At 62.6% G+C, this 19,687-nt stretch carries 15 protein-coding genes and 1 pseudogene; 15 read left to right on the top strand and 1 reads right to left on the bottom strand.

Translation table 11 applies throughout. The annotated features are described in order from the left end of the window. Positions 1-146: 146 nt before the first annotated feature. The gene (locus tag HX613_RS17815) at positions 147-2,120 is read left to right on the top strand and encodes an FAD-dependent monooxygenase (RefSeq protein ID WP_235346553.1); all 1,974 of its coding nucleotides are present in this window, start codon (positions 147-149) and stop codon (positions 2,118-2,120) included. Between the two features lie 55 nt (positions 2,121-2,175). Next, positions 2,176-2,607, top strand: a complete 432-nt coding sequence (locus tag HX613_RS17810) for a VOC family protein (protein WP_235346552.1) — start codon at positions 2,176-2,178, stop codon at positions 2,605-2,607. A gap of 107 nt (positions 2,608-2,714) precedes the next feature. On the opposite strand, the gene HX613_RS17805 is transcribed toward HX613_RS17810, so the two are convergent. Then, entirely contained in the window at positions 2,715-3,503 is a 789-nt protein-coding gene (locus tag HX613_RS17805) for an IclR family transcriptional regulator (protein WP_235346551.1), read from the bottom strand. An 85-nt stretch (positions 3,504-3,588) separates the two neighbouring features. Here HX613_RS17805 and HX613_RS17800 point away from each other — a divergent pair, with 85 nt between their 5' ends. From HX613_RS17800 to HX613_RS17735, 13 genes and pseudogenes are all read left to right on the top strand, one after another. After that, a complete protein-coding gene (locus tag HX613_RS17800) occupies positions 3,589-4,416 on the top strand; it encodes an SDR family NAD(P)-dependent oxidoreductase (protein WP_235346550.1) in 828 nt (275 codons plus the stop codon). Then, positions 4,410-5,216, top strand: a complete 807-nt coding sequence (locus HX613_RS17795; protein WP_235346549.1) for an SDR family NAD(P)-dependent oxidoreductase — start codon at positions 4,410-4,412, stop codon at positions 5,214-5,216. The genes HX613_RS17800 and HX613_RS17795 overlap by 7 nt, the downstream gene beginning before the upstream one ends. Positions 5,217-5,263: 47 nt before the next feature. Beyond that, entirely contained in the window at positions 5,264-6,619 is a 1,356-nt protein-coding gene (locus HX613_RS17790) for an MFS transporter (RefSeq protein ID WP_235346548.1), read from the top strand. Next, positions 6,616-8,013 (top strand): FAD-dependent oxidoreductase, encoded by a 1,398-nt coding sequence (locus HX613_RS17785; RefSeq protein WP_235346547.1) that lies wholly within the window; start codon positions 6,616-6,618, stop codon positions 8,011-8,013. Before HX613_RS17790 ends, HX613_RS17785 begins: the two co-directional genes overlap by 4 nt. Continuing rightward, positions 8,010-9,443 (top strand): FAD-dependent oxidoreductase, encoded by a 1,434-nt coding sequence (locus tag HX613_RS17780; protein ID WP_235346546.1) that lies wholly within the window; start codon positions 8,010-8,012, stop codon positions 9,441-9,443. The genes HX613_RS17785 and HX613_RS17780 overlap by 4 nt, the downstream gene beginning before the upstream one ends. Then, positions 9,440-10,978, top strand: coding sequence for an FAD-dependent oxidoreductase (locus HX613_RS17775; RefSeq protein WP_235346545.1), 1,539 nt, complete (start codon positions 9,440-9,442; stop codon positions 10,976-10,978). Before HX613_RS17780 ends, HX613_RS17775 begins: the two co-directional genes overlap by 4 nt. Before the next feature lie 176 nt (positions 10,979-11,154). Beyond that, a complete protein-coding gene (locus HX613_RS17770; RefSeq protein ID WP_235346544.1) occupies positions 11,155-11,502 on the top strand; it encodes a hypothetical protein in 348 nt (115 codons plus the stop codon). Between the two features lie 740 nt (positions 11,503-12,242). Beyond that, positions 12,243-13,127 (top strand): class I SAM-dependent methyltransferase, encoded by an 885-nt coding sequence (locus HX613_RS17760; RefSeq protein ID WP_268827001.1) that lies wholly within the window; start codon positions 12,243-12,245, stop codon positions 13,125-13,127. A gap of 1,179 nt (positions 13,128-14,306) precedes the next feature. Then, entirely contained in the window at positions 14,307-15,494 is a 1,188-nt protein-coding gene (locus tag HX613_RS17755) for an ABC transporter substrate-binding protein (RefSeq protein WP_235346543.1), read from the top strand. Beyond that, entirely contained in the window at positions 15,491-16,357 is an 867-nt protein-coding gene (locus HX613_RS17750) for an ABC transporter permease (RefSeq protein WP_235346542.1), read from the top strand. Before HX613_RS17755 ends, HX613_RS17750 begins: the two co-directional genes overlap by 4 nt. Continuing rightward, positions 16,333-16,812: pseudogene (locus HX613_RS23095) on the top strand (ATP-binding cassette domain-containing protein); the annotation flags it as partial. The gene HX613_RS17750 and the pseudogene HX613_RS23095, both read left to right, overlap by 25 nt. Positions 16,813-17,193: 381 nt before the next feature. After that, positions 17,194-18,552 carry an LLM class flavin-dependent oxidoreductase gene (locus HX613_RS17740; RefSeq protein ID WP_235346540.1) on the top strand — a complete coding sequence of 453 codons (1,359 nt, stop codon included), beginning with the start codon at positions 17,194-17,196 and terminating at the stop codon, positions 18,550-18,552. A gap of 2 nt (positions 18,553-18,554) precedes the next feature. Then, a complete protein-coding gene (locus HX613_RS17735) occupies positions 18,555-19,619 on the top strand; it encodes an LLM class flavin-dependent oxidoreductase (protein ID WP_235346539.1) in 1,065 nt (354 codons plus the stop codon). Positions 19,620-19,687: the final 68 nt, after the last annotated feature.

The raw sequence follows: 19,687 nt of genomic DNA, 5'->3' as shown, positions 1-19,687 counted from the left end.
CCATATAGAAGAAAAATATTGCCTGCCGTGCTGTTTCGACGCCACCCTGGACACAGAACACCGGGGGATGCTCTTCGGCGCCGTGCTGAGACATTCGGCTTCGACTCCCACGATCAACGACGATTCACCAGATTAAGAGGATCAATATGCAGTTCTATCTCGACGGATTCCGACCGGGAGACCCTGACGTTCGCTCCGCTGAACCTGAGGCTCACAGTGCAGAGATCCCCGATGAGGTCGACGTCCTCATCGTCGGTTCGGGCCCGGCAGGAGTGGTCCTGGCCGCACAGCTGGCAGGGTTCCCTGACATCACAACCCGCATCATCGAACGCCGAGAGGGCCCACTGGAGTTGGGCCACGCCGACGGAGTCGCGTGCCGGACGGTGGAGATGTTCGAGGCCTTCGGCTTGGCCGAGAAGCTTGTCCGCGAAGGCTATTGGGTCAATGAGACAGTCTTCTGGGGCCCCGACGAGGACGACCCGACGCAGATCACCCGGACCGGTCGGATTCCCGACGTCGCCGATGGCCTCTCCGAATATCCCCACGTCATCGTCAACCAGGCACGCATGCAGGCCTACCTCCTCGAGCACATGGCCCACTCGCCCTCACGTCTGGTGCCCGACTACGAGCTTGAGGTCACCGACCTCCAGATTGCTGACCAGGGCGAGGACGCCGACCACCCGGTGACGGTGTCATTGAGTCCAACGGCAAGCGACACCTCGGCGAGGGAAGACGGTGACGGCGGATCGGGCGGTGACGGCGGATCGGGCGGTGAACGCACGGTGCGCGCGAAATACGTCGTCGGCTGCGACGGTGCACGCTCGGCCGTGCGCCGATCGATGGGCATCGAGATGCGCGGTGACGCCAGGAACCACGCCTGGGGCGTCATGGACGTCTTCGCCGTCACCGACTATCCTGACATCCGCCTGAAATCGGTGATCCAATCCTCCGCCGGTGGCAGCCTGCTCATCATCCCGCGTGAGGGTGGGTACATGGTGCGCCTCTACGTCGACCTCGGAGACCTCGACCCCAACGACCGTCAGGCGCGGTCGAGGTTCACCGCCGACATGATCACCGAGGCTGCGCAGCGGATCTTCCATCCCTATTCGCTCGAGGTCAAGGACATCGTCTGGTGGTCCGTCTACGAGGTGGGCCAGCGCATCGCCGAGCGATTCGAAGACGTGCCCGACGCCGAGCACGGTTCGCGGACTCCGCACGTGTTCATCGCCGGCGATGCCTGCCACACCCACAGTGCGAAGGCCGGTCAGGGCATGAATGTCTCCATGCAGGACGGGTTCAACCTCGGCTGGAAACTCGCGGCAGTGCTGCAGGGCCGCAGTCCTGTGCGGCTGCTGGACACCTATGCCGAGGAGCGCCGCGACGTCGCCCAGGAGCTCATCGACTTCGACCTCAAATGGTCCGAGGCGATGGCGGCCAAACCCGCAGATCCGAATGATCCCAACTCCGGTGGCATGAGCGCGGCCGAGCGTCAGGAGATCTTCTCCGCCGGTGGACGTTTCACCGCCGGCTTCAGCACCGACTATCCGCCCAACATGATCACGGGCTCCGATGCCAACGAGCCTCTGGCCGCAGGCTTCCCCGTCGGTGAACGCTTCCATTCCGCCCCGGTGATCCGCCTCAGCGATGCCAAGCCCCTCGAGCTCGGTCACCAGGCCGAGGCCGATGGGCGCTGGAGGCTCTACCTCTTTGCGGATTCGGCCGATCCGCAATCGCCGGATTCAGCGGTCGCCAAGCTGTGTGGCTTCCTCGCCGATTCTCCGGAATCACCCGTCGTTCGCCACACCACTGCAGGGGCTGACTCGGATGCCGTCTTCGATGTCCGCGGGATCTTCCAGCAGGGTCACCAGGACCTCGCTCTGGAGAAGATGCCCTCGTTCCTGCTGCCGTGCAAAGGTCGTCACGGGCTCATCGACTACGAGAAGATGTACTGCCCGGATCTGGTCGGCGGCCGCGACATCTTCGACCACCGAGACATCGACAGGGCTGAGGGTGCCATCGTCATCGTCCGACCGGATCAGTACGTCGCGCACGTGCTGCCGCTCGACGCCTACCGGGAGCTCACCGAATTCTTTGCGGGGAACATGACCAAGGTGTCGTAACTCACAGCGGGCGTCGGCTTTCGCCCAATGTCGGCGTGGGCGTAGCCTTGCCGCCATGGCACTAATTGAGAGTTCTGGGTTCGCCCACGTCCGGTTGACCGTCACAGACATTGCCCGTTCCAAATCGTTCTACGATCGGGTCTTTGGGTGGCCGATTGCCGTCGATGCCTCGGACAGGATCGATGAGTCCGGCACCGAGGACTCACCGGAGAGGTTCTACGGCGGTACGATCTATCAGACGCCGCAGGGCACGCTGTTCGGCCTCCGTCCAGTCGGCACAGAGTCTTTCGATTCCGAACTCACCGGGCTTGACCATGTCAGTTTCGCCGTAGGCTCGCGTGCAGATCTCGAACGAGCGGAGACGAACCTGACACAAGCGGGTATCGACCATGGGCAGGTCACCGACTTGGCTGACATCGGCATTGCCATTCTGTCGTTCCAGGACCCAGACGACATCAACATCGAACTCACCGCTCCGCTTGACTGACTAGCCTCACTGAATCACCGCGCTTCGGGCCCTGTGGCTGGCAGGGCCCACGGGCTCCGATGACAACGAATATGTGGCCGCCTGCAGGCGTAGCTCGCATCGGCCGGTCAGGGCAGCGGGTTCTCCTGAGCCGCCCTGATGTCGGCTGCAGCGGCGTCGAGGTGGGTTCGAAAATGGGGGATGAGGTCCTTCTTGAACCGCGCATTGGGCATGGCGATGCTCAGTCCGACGTGTTGGCCATCGATGACTCCCACCGCGGTGCCGAAGGCGGCCACGCCGTCTTCCGTTTCCCCGAAGTTCATTCCCATGCCCTGCTGCCTGGTGAGGATGACTGTTCGATACAGCGCCTCCATGTCCTCGAGTCCCTTGACCCCGGCCTCGTTGTCCGGGTCCGCAAGATACCGATCCTCCAGCTCGATCTTGCTCAGCTGAGCAAGCATGGCACGTCCCGAGGACGTGATGTGGGCGGGCAGAATGACGCCGACCCTCCCTCCGAACTGCAGGGCATGGGACGTGTCACGGATCCCGTCGATGTGATGGACGCTGGTGCCGATCAGAGTGACAACGTGCACGGTCTCTTGCACCTGCGTGTACAGCCGCTCCAGGGCAGGGCGCAACTTAACCGGTAGGGACACGGTCGTGGCCAGACGGCCGGCTTCGAGAAATGCGGGACCCGCCAAATACCGTCGATGCTCATCTTGGACTGCGAAGCCATCACCGACCAGCGTGGCCAGCAGCCGTTGCGCAGAGGAAGCGTGGACGTCGAGCTCGGCTGCGGCCTCGGCGACGCTGATTTGGCCCTGGATGGTCATGAGTTTGAGCAGCCGAAGGGCTCGATGGACGGACTGAACCTTGGGAAGCGAAGCAGGCTGATCGTCTAATTCATTGCGTATCATGCAATAAGTCTACTTCCCAATTGCAGACTGCGCAGTTCGGTGATTAGTGTCACGGGAGTCACCACCGTCGATCAAGGGAGAAACCATGACCACGAGCCCTGCACAGCCGTTTCCGGAGAACCGACCCGATCACGAACTGCGCACCGCAATCGTCAGTGGCGGAGCCGGAGGAATCGGCAGTGTGATCTGCCGGCGAATGGCAGACGAAGGATACGCAGTGGTCGTGGCCGACTCCAACAGCGAAGCAGCCGAGTCCCTCGCGAATAGTCTGCCGACGACCGGAGAGGCGACACACCACGGTTTCTCCGGGGACCTCACCGAGTCCAGCGTCAACCGGGAATTGGCAGAGTTTGCCGGAAACCTCGCCCCGATCGGCCTCATCGTCAACGCCGTGGGCATCTCACCGAAGAAGAACGGGGAGAAGATCCGCTTCTTCGATCTCGATGATGATCTCTGGAACACGGTCCTTGCGGTCAACCTGAGTGCACCCTTCTACCTCATGCGCGAGGCCTACAGGTTCATGCCGACCGACGGCACCGCGAGCATCATCAACCTCCTCTCGATCACTGCCAGGACCGGCACCGGAGCCCCGCATGATTCCCACTTCGGGCCCTTCATCCCGAGCACGGTCGCCTACGGTGCTACGAAGGCAGCCCTGCACAACCTGACCGTGAGCATCGCCCACGAACTCGCCGACTCCCACATCCGGGTCAACGGAGTCGCACCCGGCTACGTCCGGACCCCGATGATGGGTTCGGTACCGGCCGACGAGAGGCTGCTGTCGTCGGTGCCGATGAATCGCTTTGCAGAGCCGGAGGAAGTCGCCGACTCCATCGCGTTCCTGGCCGGCAGCCGAGCCAGCTACATCACCGGCACCAGCTTGGACGTCAACGGTGGATGGGCGACATGCTGAACGCGACCGACCGTGCACCTGCCGACGGCGGGAGAGAGGCTGGTGACTACGGCGAGACAGGAGATGCCGGCAGCGGCCGGGCGCAGTCTCAACGAGCCCTTGTCGTCGGGGCCTCCAGCGGTATGGGAGCGGCTATCGTTTCCCGCCTGACTGCGCGGGGATACACCGTGGCCGGTCTTGACCTGGAGTCAGCGAACTGGCCGGAGGACTCGGCAGCGGCCCACCGAATTCCCGTTGACGTGTCCGACTCAGCCTCCGTGGACCGCGCGGTCGCCGAAGCTGTCGACCGCCTCGGCGGGGTGGAGATCGTGGTCAACTGCGCCGGCGTCCTCGGCCCGGTTGCGGCGGCCGTGGACACCAGCCAGGACACCTTCGACCGGATCGTCGGCATCAATCTCAGCGGAGCCTTCGCCGTCACCCGGGCAGCACTGGCTCATCTTCTGCCGGCAGGATACGGCCGCATCGTGCACATCGCCTCGATCGCCGGCAAAGAGGGCAACCCGCAGATGTCAGCGTACTCCGCGTCCAAGGCCGGCGTCATCGGCATGGTGAAATCCGTGGGGCGGGAGACTGCCTCGTCTGGGGTCACCGTCAACGCGGTGGCCCCTGCATCCGTGGAGACACCGCTTATCCATGGCATGACGGATGAACGCCAGGACGCGCAGCGAGCGCTGATCCCCGTGGGCCGCTTCGGGACCGTGGATGAGATCGCCGCCCTCGTCGAGTACATCGTGTCTCCTGAGGCCTCCTTCACCACCGGATTCGTCTTCGACGCCTCAGGCGGACGAAGCACCTACTGACAACCACCTTCTTACAGCCACATACTGACGGACAAAGGAGTCCTTCCATGAGAGCAACCTCCCTCGGCACGGACACATCGACAAAGAAGAACCAGGGCATCAGATCCTCATTGGCCGGATTCTTCGGCAGCGCCCTTGAGTACTACGACATGTACATCTACGCCTCGGCGTCCGCCCTGGTGTTCTCCCGCGTGTTCTTCCCCGACTCCGGTGCTACTGGTCTCCTCCTGTCGCTGGCTACCTATGGGGTTGCCTATCTGGCACGCCCCCTCGGCGGCTTCCTCGCGGGGCACTTCGGCGATCGCTTCGGCCGCCGGAACATCATGATCGTGACCCTGTTGATCATGGGCGTCGCCACCTTCATCATCGGCTGCCTGCCGTCCTATGCAGCGATCGGACTCTGGGCTCCGGCTCTACTGGTCCTCATGCGTCTGCTGCAGGGCCTCTCCGTGGGAGGGGAGTTGGCAGGTGCCGCCTCGCTGACTCTCGAACATGCTCCCGCAGGTCGCCGCGGACTCTTCACCTCCTGGCTGGTCTCAGGAATCTGGTTCGGCTACATTCTCGCGACCTTGGCTTTCCTCTGGGTATCGTCCCTGTCCGATGAGGACATTCAGAGTTGGGGTTGGCGCGTGCCGTTCTGGGCAAGCGCAGTGATCGTCGTCGCGGGGCTGATCATTCGGCGCAGCCTGGAGGACCCGAAGATCTTCCATGAGCAGAAGGCGGAGAACGCAATTCCCAAGGCCCCCATCGGTGTGCTTCTCAAACGTCAGCCAGGGGACGTGATCCGAGTGATCTTCGCGTCCTTCCTCCTTGTCATCAGCACCACTGTCCCGGTCTACGGCCTGACCTTTGCCACCAATGTCGTTGGAATCGACGCCTCGGTGGTCCTGTGGATCACCCTGTTCGGCTACGCCACCGCGCTTTTCACCCAACCTCTTTTCGCCGCCCTCAGCGACCGGATCGGCCGCAAACCCGTGCTCATCGGCGGCAATGTCATCGGTGCCGTGGCCGTGTGGCAGTTCTTCTGGGCGGTGGGTGCGGCCAACGTCCCGATGATCTTCCTGGGGATCTTCCTGTCCATCACGATCGCCTTCGCCTGCACCAACGCCGTGTACCCGGTGTTCTTCGCCGAGATGTTCAACGTCCGGTATCGAGTCAGCGGCATGGCCATCGGTCTGCAGATCGGGATCGTGGTCACCGGCTTCTCGCCGACGATCATCCAGGCCATCTCGACGGCCAATGCTGACTCGTGGTGGCCGGCTGCGGCACTCACGACCGTAGCCTGCGTCGTCTCTGCGATCGCGGTGGCGACGGCTGAAGAAACACATAAGACTCCGCTCGAGGAACTCGGCGGTTACGACGATGACCGCGGTGCGGTCAAGGAAGCAGAGAGTGCATTATGAGCGTGAAAGAACACCAGGTCGACCTGGTGGTGTTGGGAACCGGCATTGCCGGCCAGACGGTCGCCACGACGGCGGCCGAGGCTGGGCTCAGTGTCGCACTCCTTGAGAAGACCGATGCCCGCGGAGGCTCCTCAGTGATGAGCGGAGGCTATTTCGCCTTCTCCGGAACCCAGGAGCAGACTGCGCACGGAGAGCACGATGACCGTGAGCTCTTCCTCAAGGATCTGCTTGACGTGGGGGATCACCTCAACCGTACCGATCTTCTCGAGGTGTTCCTGGATCGTCAGGATGAGACCTATCGCTGGCTCAAGGACCACGGCGTGGAGTTTCGAGAGATCTCCATCAGCTCGGGGCAGTCCGCCAAGCGCAGCCACCTGTCGGAGATCAAGGACGTCATCGCCGGACTCCACTGCGACTTCGAGAACGCCGGCGGTCTCACCTACATGGAACATCGCGCGCACACTCTGGTGCGCGGGCCCCGCAGCCGGGTGACCGGCGTCGTGGCTGCCTCCCCACAGGGCGATGTCCGGTTCAGCTCCCGTGGAGGAGTTGTCCTGGCCACCGGAGGGTTCAGTCGGGGCACGGATATGCTGCGGGCCTTCGCCCCGTACCAGCTCAACGCCATTCCCTATGGTGGTCGCGGCAATACCGGTGACGGTCTGAGAATGGCGTGGAAACTCGGTGCCGGCATGGCCGATATGTCCTTCGTCTCCGGCACTTACGGCTCGCACCCGGAGACAGGGGAGGAGTTCCACGAACTGCTCACCGCTTACTATCAGGGTGCCATCATCGTCAATCGTGCCGGGCGGCGCTTCACCGACGAGTCCCAGTCTTACAAAACACTGGGCAGAGACGTGCTGGAGCAGCCGGAGGGCCTGGGATTCGAGATCTTCGACGCCACTGTTCGGGCACAGTCCGAACCCGGAGTGCCGCTTAAGGACATCGACGCGCTCGAAGACATCGGCCACGTACTCTGTGCGCAGACTCTCGAAGAGTTGGCGAGGGCCGCAGGAATCGACGCCGATGCACTGGTGAAGACGGTGGCCGAATACAACGCGGCCATCGGCGAGGACACCGACGAATTCGGACGTACGAGTCTGTGCAACGGAGTAGGAGACCCGGCGCCGATCGTGCAGGCTCCGTTCTATGCCTATCCGGCGAAGTCGCTGATGACGACCACCTACTGCGGTCTGACGGTCACCCCGGACGCCGAGGTGACAGACGTTGACGGAGACATCATCGACGGTCTCTTCGGAGTCGGGGAAGTCATCGGCGGTTTCCACGGAGCGGCCTATATGACCGGGTCCTCATTGGCCAAAGGGGCGGTGTTCGGCCATGCCGTCGGCCAACGCATTGCCACAGAACTCACGGATGAGACGGAGGGAACAGAATGACCGAGCCAGCGACAACCTCGGCGGCCCCAGCTGCACAGGACCACCTCAATGCCGACGTCGTGGTGGTGGGCTCAGGCGTGAGCGGCTCGGCCGCAGCGCTGCACGCCGCCCGGGAGGGAGCACGTGTGGTCCTCGTGGAGAAATCCGCGGACCCCGGTGGATCGGCGGCTCTGTCCGCCGGAATGTTCTGGACCGCCCCAAACGCGGAGGCCTACAACCGTCGGATACCGCTGGGTCAGTCGGACCACGGCTCCGCCCTCGTCGATGACTACGAGGACTCGGTGGGCGAACTGCGGGAGATGGGAGTTCGTGTGTCGCAGGAGCCCACATGGGACATCATGACCTTCGGCATCGGCTACTCCACTGACATCCAGGGATTCCTTGAACACGCTCGCGCCGAGGTCGTGGCTCACGGAGGCGAGGTGCTCACTGGCACCTCGGTCATCGAATTGCATCAGTACAGCGCAGTCCCTGGGCAAGGGGTCACCGGTGTGACCGCTAGTCGATCGAGCGGCGGACTGCTGGACATCGTAGCCGGGGCAGTGGTCATGGCCACGGGAGGATTCCAGGGCGACCCCGAGGCGCTGTCACGTTACATGGGACCGAATGCCGACCGACTGCTGTTCCGCTCCAACCCCGGAAGCGTCGGCGACGGACTGCGTCTCGGACGAGCAGCCGGAGCCGGCAGCTCCAAAGGAATGAGCACGTTCTACGGACATCTGCTTCCCCGGCCGGTGGACCAGTTCACCACCGAGGAGTTCCTGCCCTACTCCCAGTACTACTCCGGACACACCGTCCTGGTGAACATGCACGGTGAGCGGTTCGCCGATGAGACCCTCGGTGATGAACTGCTCAACCAGGACCTGACCTTCCAGCCGGGTGCCCGCGGTGTGCTGATCTTCGATGATCACGTTCACCGGACCGAAGCGATGCGGGAATCCTTCCCCGGCCTGGGACTCATCGACCGCTTCGACACGGCAGTCCGGGCCGGCGGCAAACACCACAGTGCCGCCACCCTCGAAGAACTCGTGGATCAGGTCGCTGCCTGGGGCATAGACCGGGCCAACCTCTGGGCCACAGTGGACGCCTACATCACCGCCGCGGAGGACGGTTCCGGTTCGGCACACGGCATTGCCGTATCCTCTGCGGCCAGGGCTCCGCAGACGTCGCCATTTCACGCGCTGATGGTTCAGCCTTCCATCACGTTCACCTTCGGCGGACTGCCCACGTCCACGTGCGGCGAGGTCCTGGACTACGACGGGCGACCGGTACCGGGCCTCTTCGCCGCCGGGGCCGACGTCGGCGGTGTGTCGAACTACGGCTACGCCGGAGGTTTGGCCCCCGGCTACATCACCGGGCGATGGGCCGGCCGCAGCGCCGCCCAGCTCGCAGCCAGCAGTCAAACTCGAGAACAGAGGAGCAACGCATGAGCACAACAGTCGACGTTCTGGTGATCGGCGGTGGTGGTTCAGGCATGTGCGCCGCGATCTCCGCGGCCACCTCCGGTTCCTCCACCCTGATCCTGGAGAAGCAGCCGAAGGTCGGAGGCAGCACAGGGCTATCGGTCGGGTCCTTCACCGCCGCCAACACCGCCTATCAGTACCGAGCGGGAGTCAACGACTCCATCGACTACTTCATCGAGGACATGAAGGTCGCCAACGGTGATTTCGAGAGTCGGGAGAACCAGAGCCTGCGGCGGATTCTGGCAGAGAATGCCGGACCGACCCTCGAATGGCTCTCGAGCATCGGCGTGGCATTCTTGGGTCCGACCCCGGAGCCGCCCTATGAGAAGCCGCGCATGCACAACGTGCTTCCCAACTCGACTGCTTACGTTTCCGCACTGTCGAAGGAATGCGCCAAGCGCGGAGTCACGATCAGAACGTCGATGCGGGTGGATGCGCTGCTGCGCAACGCCGCGGGAGAGATCATCGGCGCCCGCGCCAACGGGCAGGAGTTCTTCGGAAAACGGGGCGTGGTGCTGGCCACCGGAGACTACTCATCCTCGAACGACCTCAAGGCCGAATTCGTGGGCGAGGACGCCGCGAGAGTTCCGGCTGTGAATACCGGCAATACGGGTGATGGCATTCTGCTCGGGGCGACCGCCGGCGGGACGATGCTGCAGATGGACCGGCTCTACGAAGGCCTGCGCTTCGCACCCTCCAAACGTCCAGACCTCATCAAGTCCCTGCCCTACCATCCGATTATGGCCAAGGCCGTCCGCTGGGCCGTGGAAGTGCTCCCGAAGAGCCTCATCTCGGTCATCATCCGTGGTGCGCTGACGAGCTGGATCGGCCCGAACAACACGATGTACCAATCCGGTGCCATCCTGATCAGCCAGGTCGGAGAAAGAGTGGCAAACGAAGACTCAGACAAGACCATGGCACGTGCTGTGGCCGCCGATCCCGACAGCACCGGGTTCATGATCTTCGATGAGATGGTGGCGCGGAAGTTCTCTGCCTGGCCGAATCCCGTCTCCACCTTCCCCGGAGTGGCCTACGCCTATGTCGAGGACTACAAGAAGTTCCGCCCAGACGTCTACCACAAAGCCGACACCTTGGACGAGTTGGCCGAAGCGATCGGCGTCGAACCTGCCACGCTGAAACGGACCGTGAAGGCATGGAACGAGGCATCCGAGTCGGGAGTGGACGCAGACTTCGACCGCAAGAAATTCGGCGCTCCCATATCCCGGGGGCCGTTCTACGCCCTGGGGCCGATGAACTCCTACATCACACTCGCCGACGGTGGTCTGGCTGTCAACGACGAACTGCAGGTCACCATGGCCGACGGGGTGGGAATCCCCGGGCTGTGGGCGGCAGGGTCCACGGGCCAGGGCGGGCTGCAACTGCTCAACCACGGCCTGCACATCGGCTGGGCCATGGTGTCCGGACGCATCGTCGGGCGCAAAGTGGCCGCCGCCGGGGCACGAAATGACCTGGCGCCGGTCGGAGATGTCACCGCCTGGTAGCAGACGGTTGCCTCAGTCTTAGTTCAAGCCGCAGGCGTGATCAAATCGGCTGCGCTCGCGTCTCCGGAGTTTCGTGCTCGTACATCAGCCATCAGTAGCTGCCGATTATTCCGCGGGGTAAGAGCCCCTCCAGCCACTCATAGCCAGACAGATACTTCGCCGACAAACTGCGACGTATGGGTGAGCGCCCCCGCGAACGTCTTGACCCAACCAAGGTGCGCGATCAGCCCGCGCTCCGCAGCTCTCCCGGGACAGTGTGGATCGTCTCGGGCGGACTGCTCCTTCTCGTCGTCGCAAGCGTGCTGGCGTGGGTCATTGTGAGCAGCGGGACGGCAGCGCCGGTCGCGGTCGCGACCGGCGCTGCCGTAGTTGCGCTGTACCTTGTGCTGCTGGTCGTCCGATTCGTGGTCCGGCCAGGCAAGGTGCGATTGCGGATCATGGCCGCGGCGATGATCGGCATGGCACTTGTCTCGGTCGTCGGGTTGTTGGCGAGCGTGGGGGCTGAGTCAGTCAGCGCATGGTGACTCCGTCGACTGCGTGTCTTCGGCGGCGTGCTCAGCTGCTGGTCGAGTAGCCCGTGCGTGAGTTTCCTGCTTCATCTTGGCCACGATTGCGTTTCCGGGTTCACGCCTCCGAAAATCGTCGTGGTCTTCATCCCGTAGGCCTGAGCCAGCGGATCGATGACATTCGTGATCTGAGTGGCGAGTTCACGCGTCGGCGCCAGGATGAGCCTCGAGGACGACGGTTCTTCCGCGGACCACACCGTGTCGTCTCCGCGAGGCGGGCGACCATGGGAAGCGAGAAGGCGAGAGTCTTGCCTTCCTTGCGCAGATTGTCGACCAAAGGAGCGGGAACGCCCAGCTCGGCGAAGGAGGCGGGAGCGGCATCTGCCTTGACAGGTGCGGCCTGTGTCGGATCGGTGCGCTCGTTCTTCGGTGTGGATGGTCGTCTTCTCCGACTAGAGGAGGAACGGCTGGAGTTCTGTGGGGGAGTGATAAATGTGCCCTTCGATATGCCGGAGAGCTCAGGAATGCCACCGAGTGGTGACGGGAGCCGGTTTCGGTCAAGGTGTGGGAACGCCGTTTGGCGCTCTCGCTCGCAGACACATGGCGCAGGGGGCTCGGGACGATTCCGCTGCCTCGATGCGGGTTCAGAGGCGTGTCCTGCTCTTTGGAAAGTAGCACCGCACAGGTGGTTCGCGGGCATTTGTGTTGATGCAACTCGACGCGTTGACCGTCGAGTAAGGTCGCCCTATACATGAGACATGACATATTCAGGACGCGAATATCTGTTCACTCAGGGTGATGCCGAACAACAACGGCTACTTGCTCAGGGACAGCTTCTGGACCCGATCACTCAACGTCTGCTGGAAACGGCAGGCTTGAGACCTGGTTCACGTGTGCTTGACCTGGGCAGCGGTTCGGGGAATGTCTCAATGCTCGCGGCGCAGCTCGTCGGCCCCGAAGGATCTGTCGTCGGCGTCGACCGCAATGCGATTGCCGCCAGCCGCTCACAGAAGTATTTCTCGGCCATGGGAATCGATAATGTCGAGTTCCGTGCCGCCGATGTCCAAACGCTTGACGGGGTAGAGGACGGTTTCGACGCCGTAGTCGGACGTCTCGTCTATATGTATCTTGAGGACCCAACAGAAGCTCTCCGCCGAGCGGCGACGAGAGTAAGGCCCGGAGGTCTCATCTGTCTTCAGGAGCCGGATATGAGCTATTGGTGGTCTGCACCCGAGACCCCTCTGTGGCGACAGATCTATGACTGGTTCCAGGAAACCATGAGAAGAGCCAAGATCGAGCCGCGTATGGGGCACGCCCTGTTCTCGACGTTCACTGGAGCAGGATTGCCGAATCCGGAGATGAATTTGGAATCACGGGTTTGGGGAGGTGAACAGATGCCGACGTACGGCTGGGCAGATGTCGTGATCGGCGCACTGCCACTGATGGAAAAGCTTGGTGTCGTCACAGCTGCCGAAGTGGACCCAGACACTCTAGGCGACAGGCTTCACGCTGAACTGGTCGAAGCCGACGGCGTCATGATCACCGGGCCGTTGGTCGGTGCCTGGGCCGAGCGACCGACCGAGATGCCGCCTGAAACCGCCGTGAGGGCGTCAAACGCGTCAACTTCTGTTTCACCGAGGTGAGGACGAGGGGACTGATGTAAGGAGAGGTGACAGTGTTACCTAACCCTGGATCAGTCCCTGCTCATTTCAGCGATCTGGATGCTTGAGCCTTTTTCGGCACCGCGGATCATCGCGACCAGCCGTCTGTTTCCCGTCATTGCGGCGACCGTTTCGACTTTGGTTCCCGCCTACCCGAAAGGCCGATGAGCAGAGTCGGCACTGTCAGAATGAGTGCCCAAGCGACTCGTCGTGAGCGTTGGTCCCCGCAGACGGCGATTTGAAAAGTGTCTTTGACTTCGCTCGAGGTCAAGTTTGCCTCCCGGTCAATGAAGTTGATGGCGTCGAAGCCTCATCCGAATGATCTTTCTCTACAGGTTCGAACATATTGACCGGGTAGCTTGTGGTGGGGCCGACGGCGGGGGGACAGATGAATTGGTCACCCTCGTAGTACCGCGAGTTCGGGCCGAAACTGCCCAGAGTAGTTTGCGGAGCTTTCTGCTTGTTCGGACATGAATTCATTTTTTTCGCCGCGCGTCCACCCTGTCCATCGGAAGACAAACCTCACAATCGAAGCACGCGAAATTGTAGACCGCACCCTTTGTGCTGGATTAAGCAGACTCTGACTAATATTCGCAAGGCACTGGCCACCACCGGCTAATGGGCCCGGGGCAGAATCATCAAAGCGGCTCGTGGAAGCGAAATGATGCAGGTTCTATCGCAGATCTCGCTATGGTCCAGGCGATCGGTTTCGACGATTGGCATGCTGCCGCAGAGTGCAGCTGGAAGGTCGGCGCGATCCGCCGTATCGGTGGAGTCGGTGTCACGCTTCTTGCACACATTCTGAGCGGTCAGTTGATTGAGGGTTGTGCTGAACCTAGCCTCGTCCTCCTGATCAGAACGCGCTCCCTGTCGGGGCTCAGAGCGCACCCGTTCGGCACAGCAGGCATTGCCGCACCAGGCTTCAACACCTTCACGGATCGGGAACACGGCGATGACTGATGTGTGATGAGTCGTCATCGCCCGAGCCTGCGGGCTCAGTGTGCGCGGAAAAGGCAAGCAATTGTAAGTCTATTAAGTTACTAGACTAAATATGAAGCTGGTTGACGCCCTCACGTCGTAACCGGCGTCCTAGACCATAGCGTGTGGGAACCGCCACCTCCCAAACGTTGTAGTTGACACCGATGAAAGGACACCTGCCTTATGGAATTCCCGTCACGTTTCTTCGTTCTCCGACGTGCGGATGCACCCGGAACACCGACGACCGGTCGGGCGTTGGCAACCGGCGGGGCGATGGCCCAGAGCGCGACGACCCGCCGGCACATGCTCAGGCTGGTGGGAGTGCTCACCGCGGCGACAGTGACCCTCGCCGCTTGCGGGCAAGACGCCTCAAGACAGGGATCCGTCGCCGACCTCAAGGACCAGAAGCTGTCCGAGAAGATCCCAGCCGGCACCGTCCTGCGTATCGCCGATCAGCAGGAACAGCAGCAGGTGGCGCTCAAGTCCTCCGGCGAACTCGACAAGTTCGAGTTCGGCCACGAATTCTCGAACTTCGTCGGCGGCCCCGAGATCCTCGAAGCCTTCCGCGCCGACGCCGTCGATGTGGCCAGGGTGGGAGACACCCCTCCGATCCAGGCCTTTGCCTCCGGTGAGATCGTGCCAATCATCCTCGCCTTCCGCTCCAATCCCGACTCCGTACGCCTGGCCACCGCGCCCAACACGAAAGTCCGCTCAACCTCGGCGCTTAAGGGAGCCAAGATCGCCTACGCCGAGGGAACCGCCCAAGGGTCGATCGTGCTCAAACTGCTCAAAAGGCTGGGCCTGGGCACCGATGATGTGGAACTGGTCCGACTCGAACTCGCCGAGTTCAGCGAGGCACTGCAATCGGACGCGATCGACATCGCCCCACTTACCGGTGCCCGACTGGCCCGCTACCTCGATGGATACAAAGACAGAGGCGCCGGTTACCTCCCCGATGCGGAGACTTCAGGCCTGGGCACCGGACTCAACTACATCTACGCGAGAAAGGAAGTGCTCGAAGACTCGGGCAAGGCGGCGGCCCTGCGCTCCTATGTCCAACATTCGATCAAGGCCTCTGCCTGGATCGACGATCACACGGACAAGTGGGTTCAGGACTACTTCGTCGGCAACCAAGGCGTGAGCGAAGACGACGGCTACTTCATCCGCAAGCAGGAGGGGAAGACCGTGTTTCCCACCCTTGACAAAGTCATCGACGATCAGCAGAACACCATCGACGTTTCCTACGACGCTGGTGAACTGCCCGTCGAGGTCGACGCGAACGAGATGTTCGACCAACGGTTCAACGACGTCATCTCCGAAACCGTGGACGAGATCGGCGCGCACCAGGACAGAAAGGACCTCGACGAATGAGCACCACCACACTGCGGCACACCGACACTGTGCTATTGGCCCCTGGTCAGCACAGCGTCAGCTCCGACACCGCACCCGTCCGCGAACCCGCGAAGCCCTGGCACCAGTGGTTCTCGCTCAGGCGGATCTCACTGGGAATTGTCGGGCTGCTGGTGATCTGGGTCCTCGGGTCCGCAACCGGGCTCATCGACCCACAGGTGCTCCCAGCACCCTGGGTGGCGATCACCACCGGCACCGCACTCATCGAAAACGGTCGACTCACCTCGAACCTGCTCACCTCGGTCCAACGCGCAGGAATCGGACTCGGCCTGGGCATTGTCATCGCCGTGGTCCTTGCCCTCCTCTCGGGACTGTCCCGCCTCGGCGAGAGCCTCATCGACGGCCCGATGAACATCAAACGCGCGGTACCGACTCTGGCTTTCATCCCTCTGGCCATTGTGTGGCTTGGCATCGGCGAAGGCATGAAGGTCACCCTCATCGTCTTCTCCGTCATGGTGCCCATCTACATCAACACCCATGCGGCACTGCGCGGCCTCGACAGCAGATACCAAGAGCTGGCCCTGAGCCTGTCCCTCACAAAGGGCGAGTTCATCACCAGAGTCGCACTGCCCGGAGCCCTGCCCGGCTTTTTCACCGGGCTGCGTCTGGCCGTGACCAGCGCATGGACGTCCCTGGTCGTCGTCGAACAGATCAATGCGACATCGGGTATCGGGTTCCTCATGAACCAGGCCCGACTCTATGGACAGATTGACATCATCGTTGTCGGACTCGTCGTCTACGCCATCCTCGGGGTGGGCAGCGACCAGTTCGTCCGCATTGCCGAAAGGAGGGCGCTGACATGGCGCCAGACACTCTCACAGTGACCCAGAAGAACGATCCCCTCGCCGAGGCGGGGCACCGGAAGGATCCCACCGCAGGCTTGGGACCGGGGAACGAAGCCGAGGACCCGCTTGTCCGAGTTCGCGGACTCAGCCGACGGTTCGGAAGTCGCACAGTCCTTGACTCCATCGACGTCGACATCGGTGCCGGAGAGTTCGTCGCTCTCTTGGGTCGCAGCGGTTCCGGCAAATCAACACTCCTGCGGGCGTTGGCCGGACTTGACCAAGACATCGAAGGGCAGGTCCATGTGCCCGCCAAACGAGCCGTAGCCTTCCAAGACTCCAGGCTGCTGCCCTGGCAGAAGGTGCTGCCCAATGTGGCACTGGGGCTGCGCGGGGACAGACCTGTCGAACGAGCCACAGCGGCCCTCGACGAAGTGGGCCTCGCCGATCGGGAGAAGTCCTGGCCGAAGGAACTCTCCGGAGGCGAACAGCAGCGGGTGTCCCTGGCCCGAGCCCTGGTGCGGGAACCCGAGCTGCTGCTTGCCGACGAACCCTTCGGCGCATTGGACGCTCTGACCAAGGTCAAGATGCACGGCCTGCTGCGCGAGCTGCTGGCCAAGCATCGGCCGTCTGTGCTGCTCGTGACCCATGACATCGACGAAGCGCTGCTGCTGGCCGATCGGATTCTCGTCCTCGACGAGGGACGGATCTCGACAGACGTTCGCATTCCCGCACCGCATCCGCGCAGCATCGCCGAACCAGAACTCTCCACGCTGCGCACTGCGCTGCTCCAGGGCCTCGGCGTCGACCCCGCAATCTGAAGCCGGCGGTCTGACACTCGCGTCAAACCGAACACACCACGGAAAGGCAGAAGCACCATGACCAAGAAGCCCCTCCATCTCAATGCGTTCCTCATGACCACGGGCCACCACGAAGCCTCCTGGAGACTGCCGGAGAGCGATCCGCAGGCCGGGACAGACATCGACCACTACATCAACCTGGCCCAAACAGCCGAAAGAGGAGGCTTCGACTCGATCTTCTTTGCCGACGGCCCCAGCCTTCGGGCCGAGGTGGGGCGACGCCCGGCCGGGAACCTCGAACCACTGACCCTGTTGGCCGCGCTCGCCGTCGCCACCGAGCGCATCGGACTCATCGCCACTGCTTCAACGAGCTACAACAGCCCCTACAACCTGGCACGGCGCTTGTCCTCCATCGACCACATCAGCAGGGGACGGGTCGGATGGAATATCGTCACCACAGCCGGCACAGATGCCGCGAGGAACTTCGGCCTCGACGAGCTTCCTGCCCACAAGACCAGATATGAGCGCGCCGAAGAGTTCCTCGACGTGGTCCAAGGACTTTGGCAGAGCTGGGATGCTGACGCGATCCTGGCGGACAAGGAGGCCGGGGCCTGGGGTGACGATTCCAAGGTTCATGCGCTCAACCACGAAGGGCGCTTCTTCAAAGTCGCCGGGCCCCTCAACGTTCCACGGTCTCCTCAGGTCTATCCGCTCCTGGTCCAGGCCGGCTCCTCGGACAGCGGGAAGGAACTCGCTGGTAAGTTCGCCGAGGCGGTCTTCACCGCACATCAGAATCTGGAGGATGCCCTCGCCTTCTACCAGGACGTCAAAGCCCGCGCGGTGAAATTCGGGCGCAATCCCGATCACGTGAAGATACTGCCGGGAATCGTCCCCGTCATCGGTGCCACCGAGGAGGAGGCCCGGGCCAAGGATGAGGAGCTCAATCAACTCATCAGACCGGAATATGCACTCGCCCAGCTCGCGCAGACACTGCGTATACCCCCGGACGACCTTCAACTCGATCGGCAATTGCCAGATGACCTCCCCGAAGAAAACGAGATCGAGGGTGCGAAATCGCGGTACACACTGATCGTTGACCTGGCAAGACGGGAAGCGCTGACCGTACGAGAACTCATCGGCCGCCTCGGCGGGGGACGTGGGCATCGGACCTTCGCCGGAACACCGGAACAGGTCGCCGATGCCATCGAAGAATGGTTCAATGCGGGAGCAGCCGACGGATTCAACATCATGCCACCGGCGCTGCCTTCTGGACTTGAGGCATTCGTCGACACTGTGATTCCGATCCTGCGCGAACGCGGACTCTTTCGTCATGACTATGAGGCCACCACTTTGCGCGGACACTACGGTCTGCCGACGCCCGAGCAGTGGGGAGGCAGCGTCGTCGCCGACTCGGCCGTCGCCGCGAAGGGGGCCTGATCATGTCAGAAGGCAGATATCTCTGGTATATCCCGAATCAGGCGCGACCGGGCCACCGAGGGGACATTGTCCGCGAGGATCACAACTCGCTTGACACCTTGACCGAACAGGCACGGGCCGTCGAGCGCTATGGCTGGGACGGCGCACTGCTGGGAACCGGCTGGGCGCGGCCGGATACGTTCACAGTCGGTGCAGCACTAGCGGCAAGGACAACCCGTTTCCAGCCCCTCATCGCCGCACGACCGGGGTACTGGCATCCCGCGAACTTCGCAGCCGCCACGGCCACACTTGACCATCTGAGTTCGGGACGGACACTGATCAACATCGTCTCGGGCGCTGACTCACCTGGGGCCTACGGAGACAGCGTCATCGATAGGCCGGGCAGATACGAGCGCACACGCGAATTCCTCCACGTGCTGCGGCGCCTGTGGACCGAAGAATCAGTCACTTATTCGGGGAAATACTACTCGCTCGAAGACGCCAAGCTGGGTGCATCAACTGTCACATCGGGAGCCAGACGTCACCCCACCCTCTACTTCGGCGGTGCCTCCATCGAAGCCGAACGTGTCGCGGCAGCCGAAGCGGACGTCCAGCTCTTCTGGGGCGAGACCTACGATGCGATCTCAGAGCGGATCACTCGCCTGACCTCTCTCAGCGCGGAGATAGGGCGAGAGCATGCACCATTGGAATTCGGCCTGCGCGTGACGGTTGTGGTTCGTGGGACTGCCGACGAGGCATGGTCGGTGGCGCGGCAGCGAGTCGCGGCGATGCAGGAGGAGGAGAACGCCAAGGCATGGCGAGAGGACCATCTTCATTCAGTGGGTCAGCGACGTCTTGTCGCGCTGGGGGAGACGGCCGACGTCCTTGATGATGTCCTTTATACGGCTCCAGGACAGCTCGGAGGCCAAGGAGCGGCTACGACCTGGCTGGTCGGATCCTATCGTGAAGTCGCCGATGCGCTCGAGCGGTATCGCACACTCGGAGTCAGCCATTTCATTCTCTCGGACACGCCCTACCTGCAGGAGGTGAAGAGCATCGGGCTGAATCTCCTGCCCCTGCTCAAATAGGGGCAGCGGACTGAGCGGGTAGGTCGAGCCCGCGCCGTGAGGTGAAGTCAGCGGGGGACTGCGACGGA

The sequence above is a fragment of the Brevibacterium sp. UCMA 11754 genome (assembly GCF_021532275.1).
In the GTDB taxonomy this organism is placed as follows: Bacteria; Actinomycetota; Actinomycetes; order Actinomycetales; family Brevibacteriaceae; genus Brevibacterium.
Note: the sequence above shows the minus strand (reverse complement) of the source record. Positions and strands in the feature narration are given on the sequence as shown.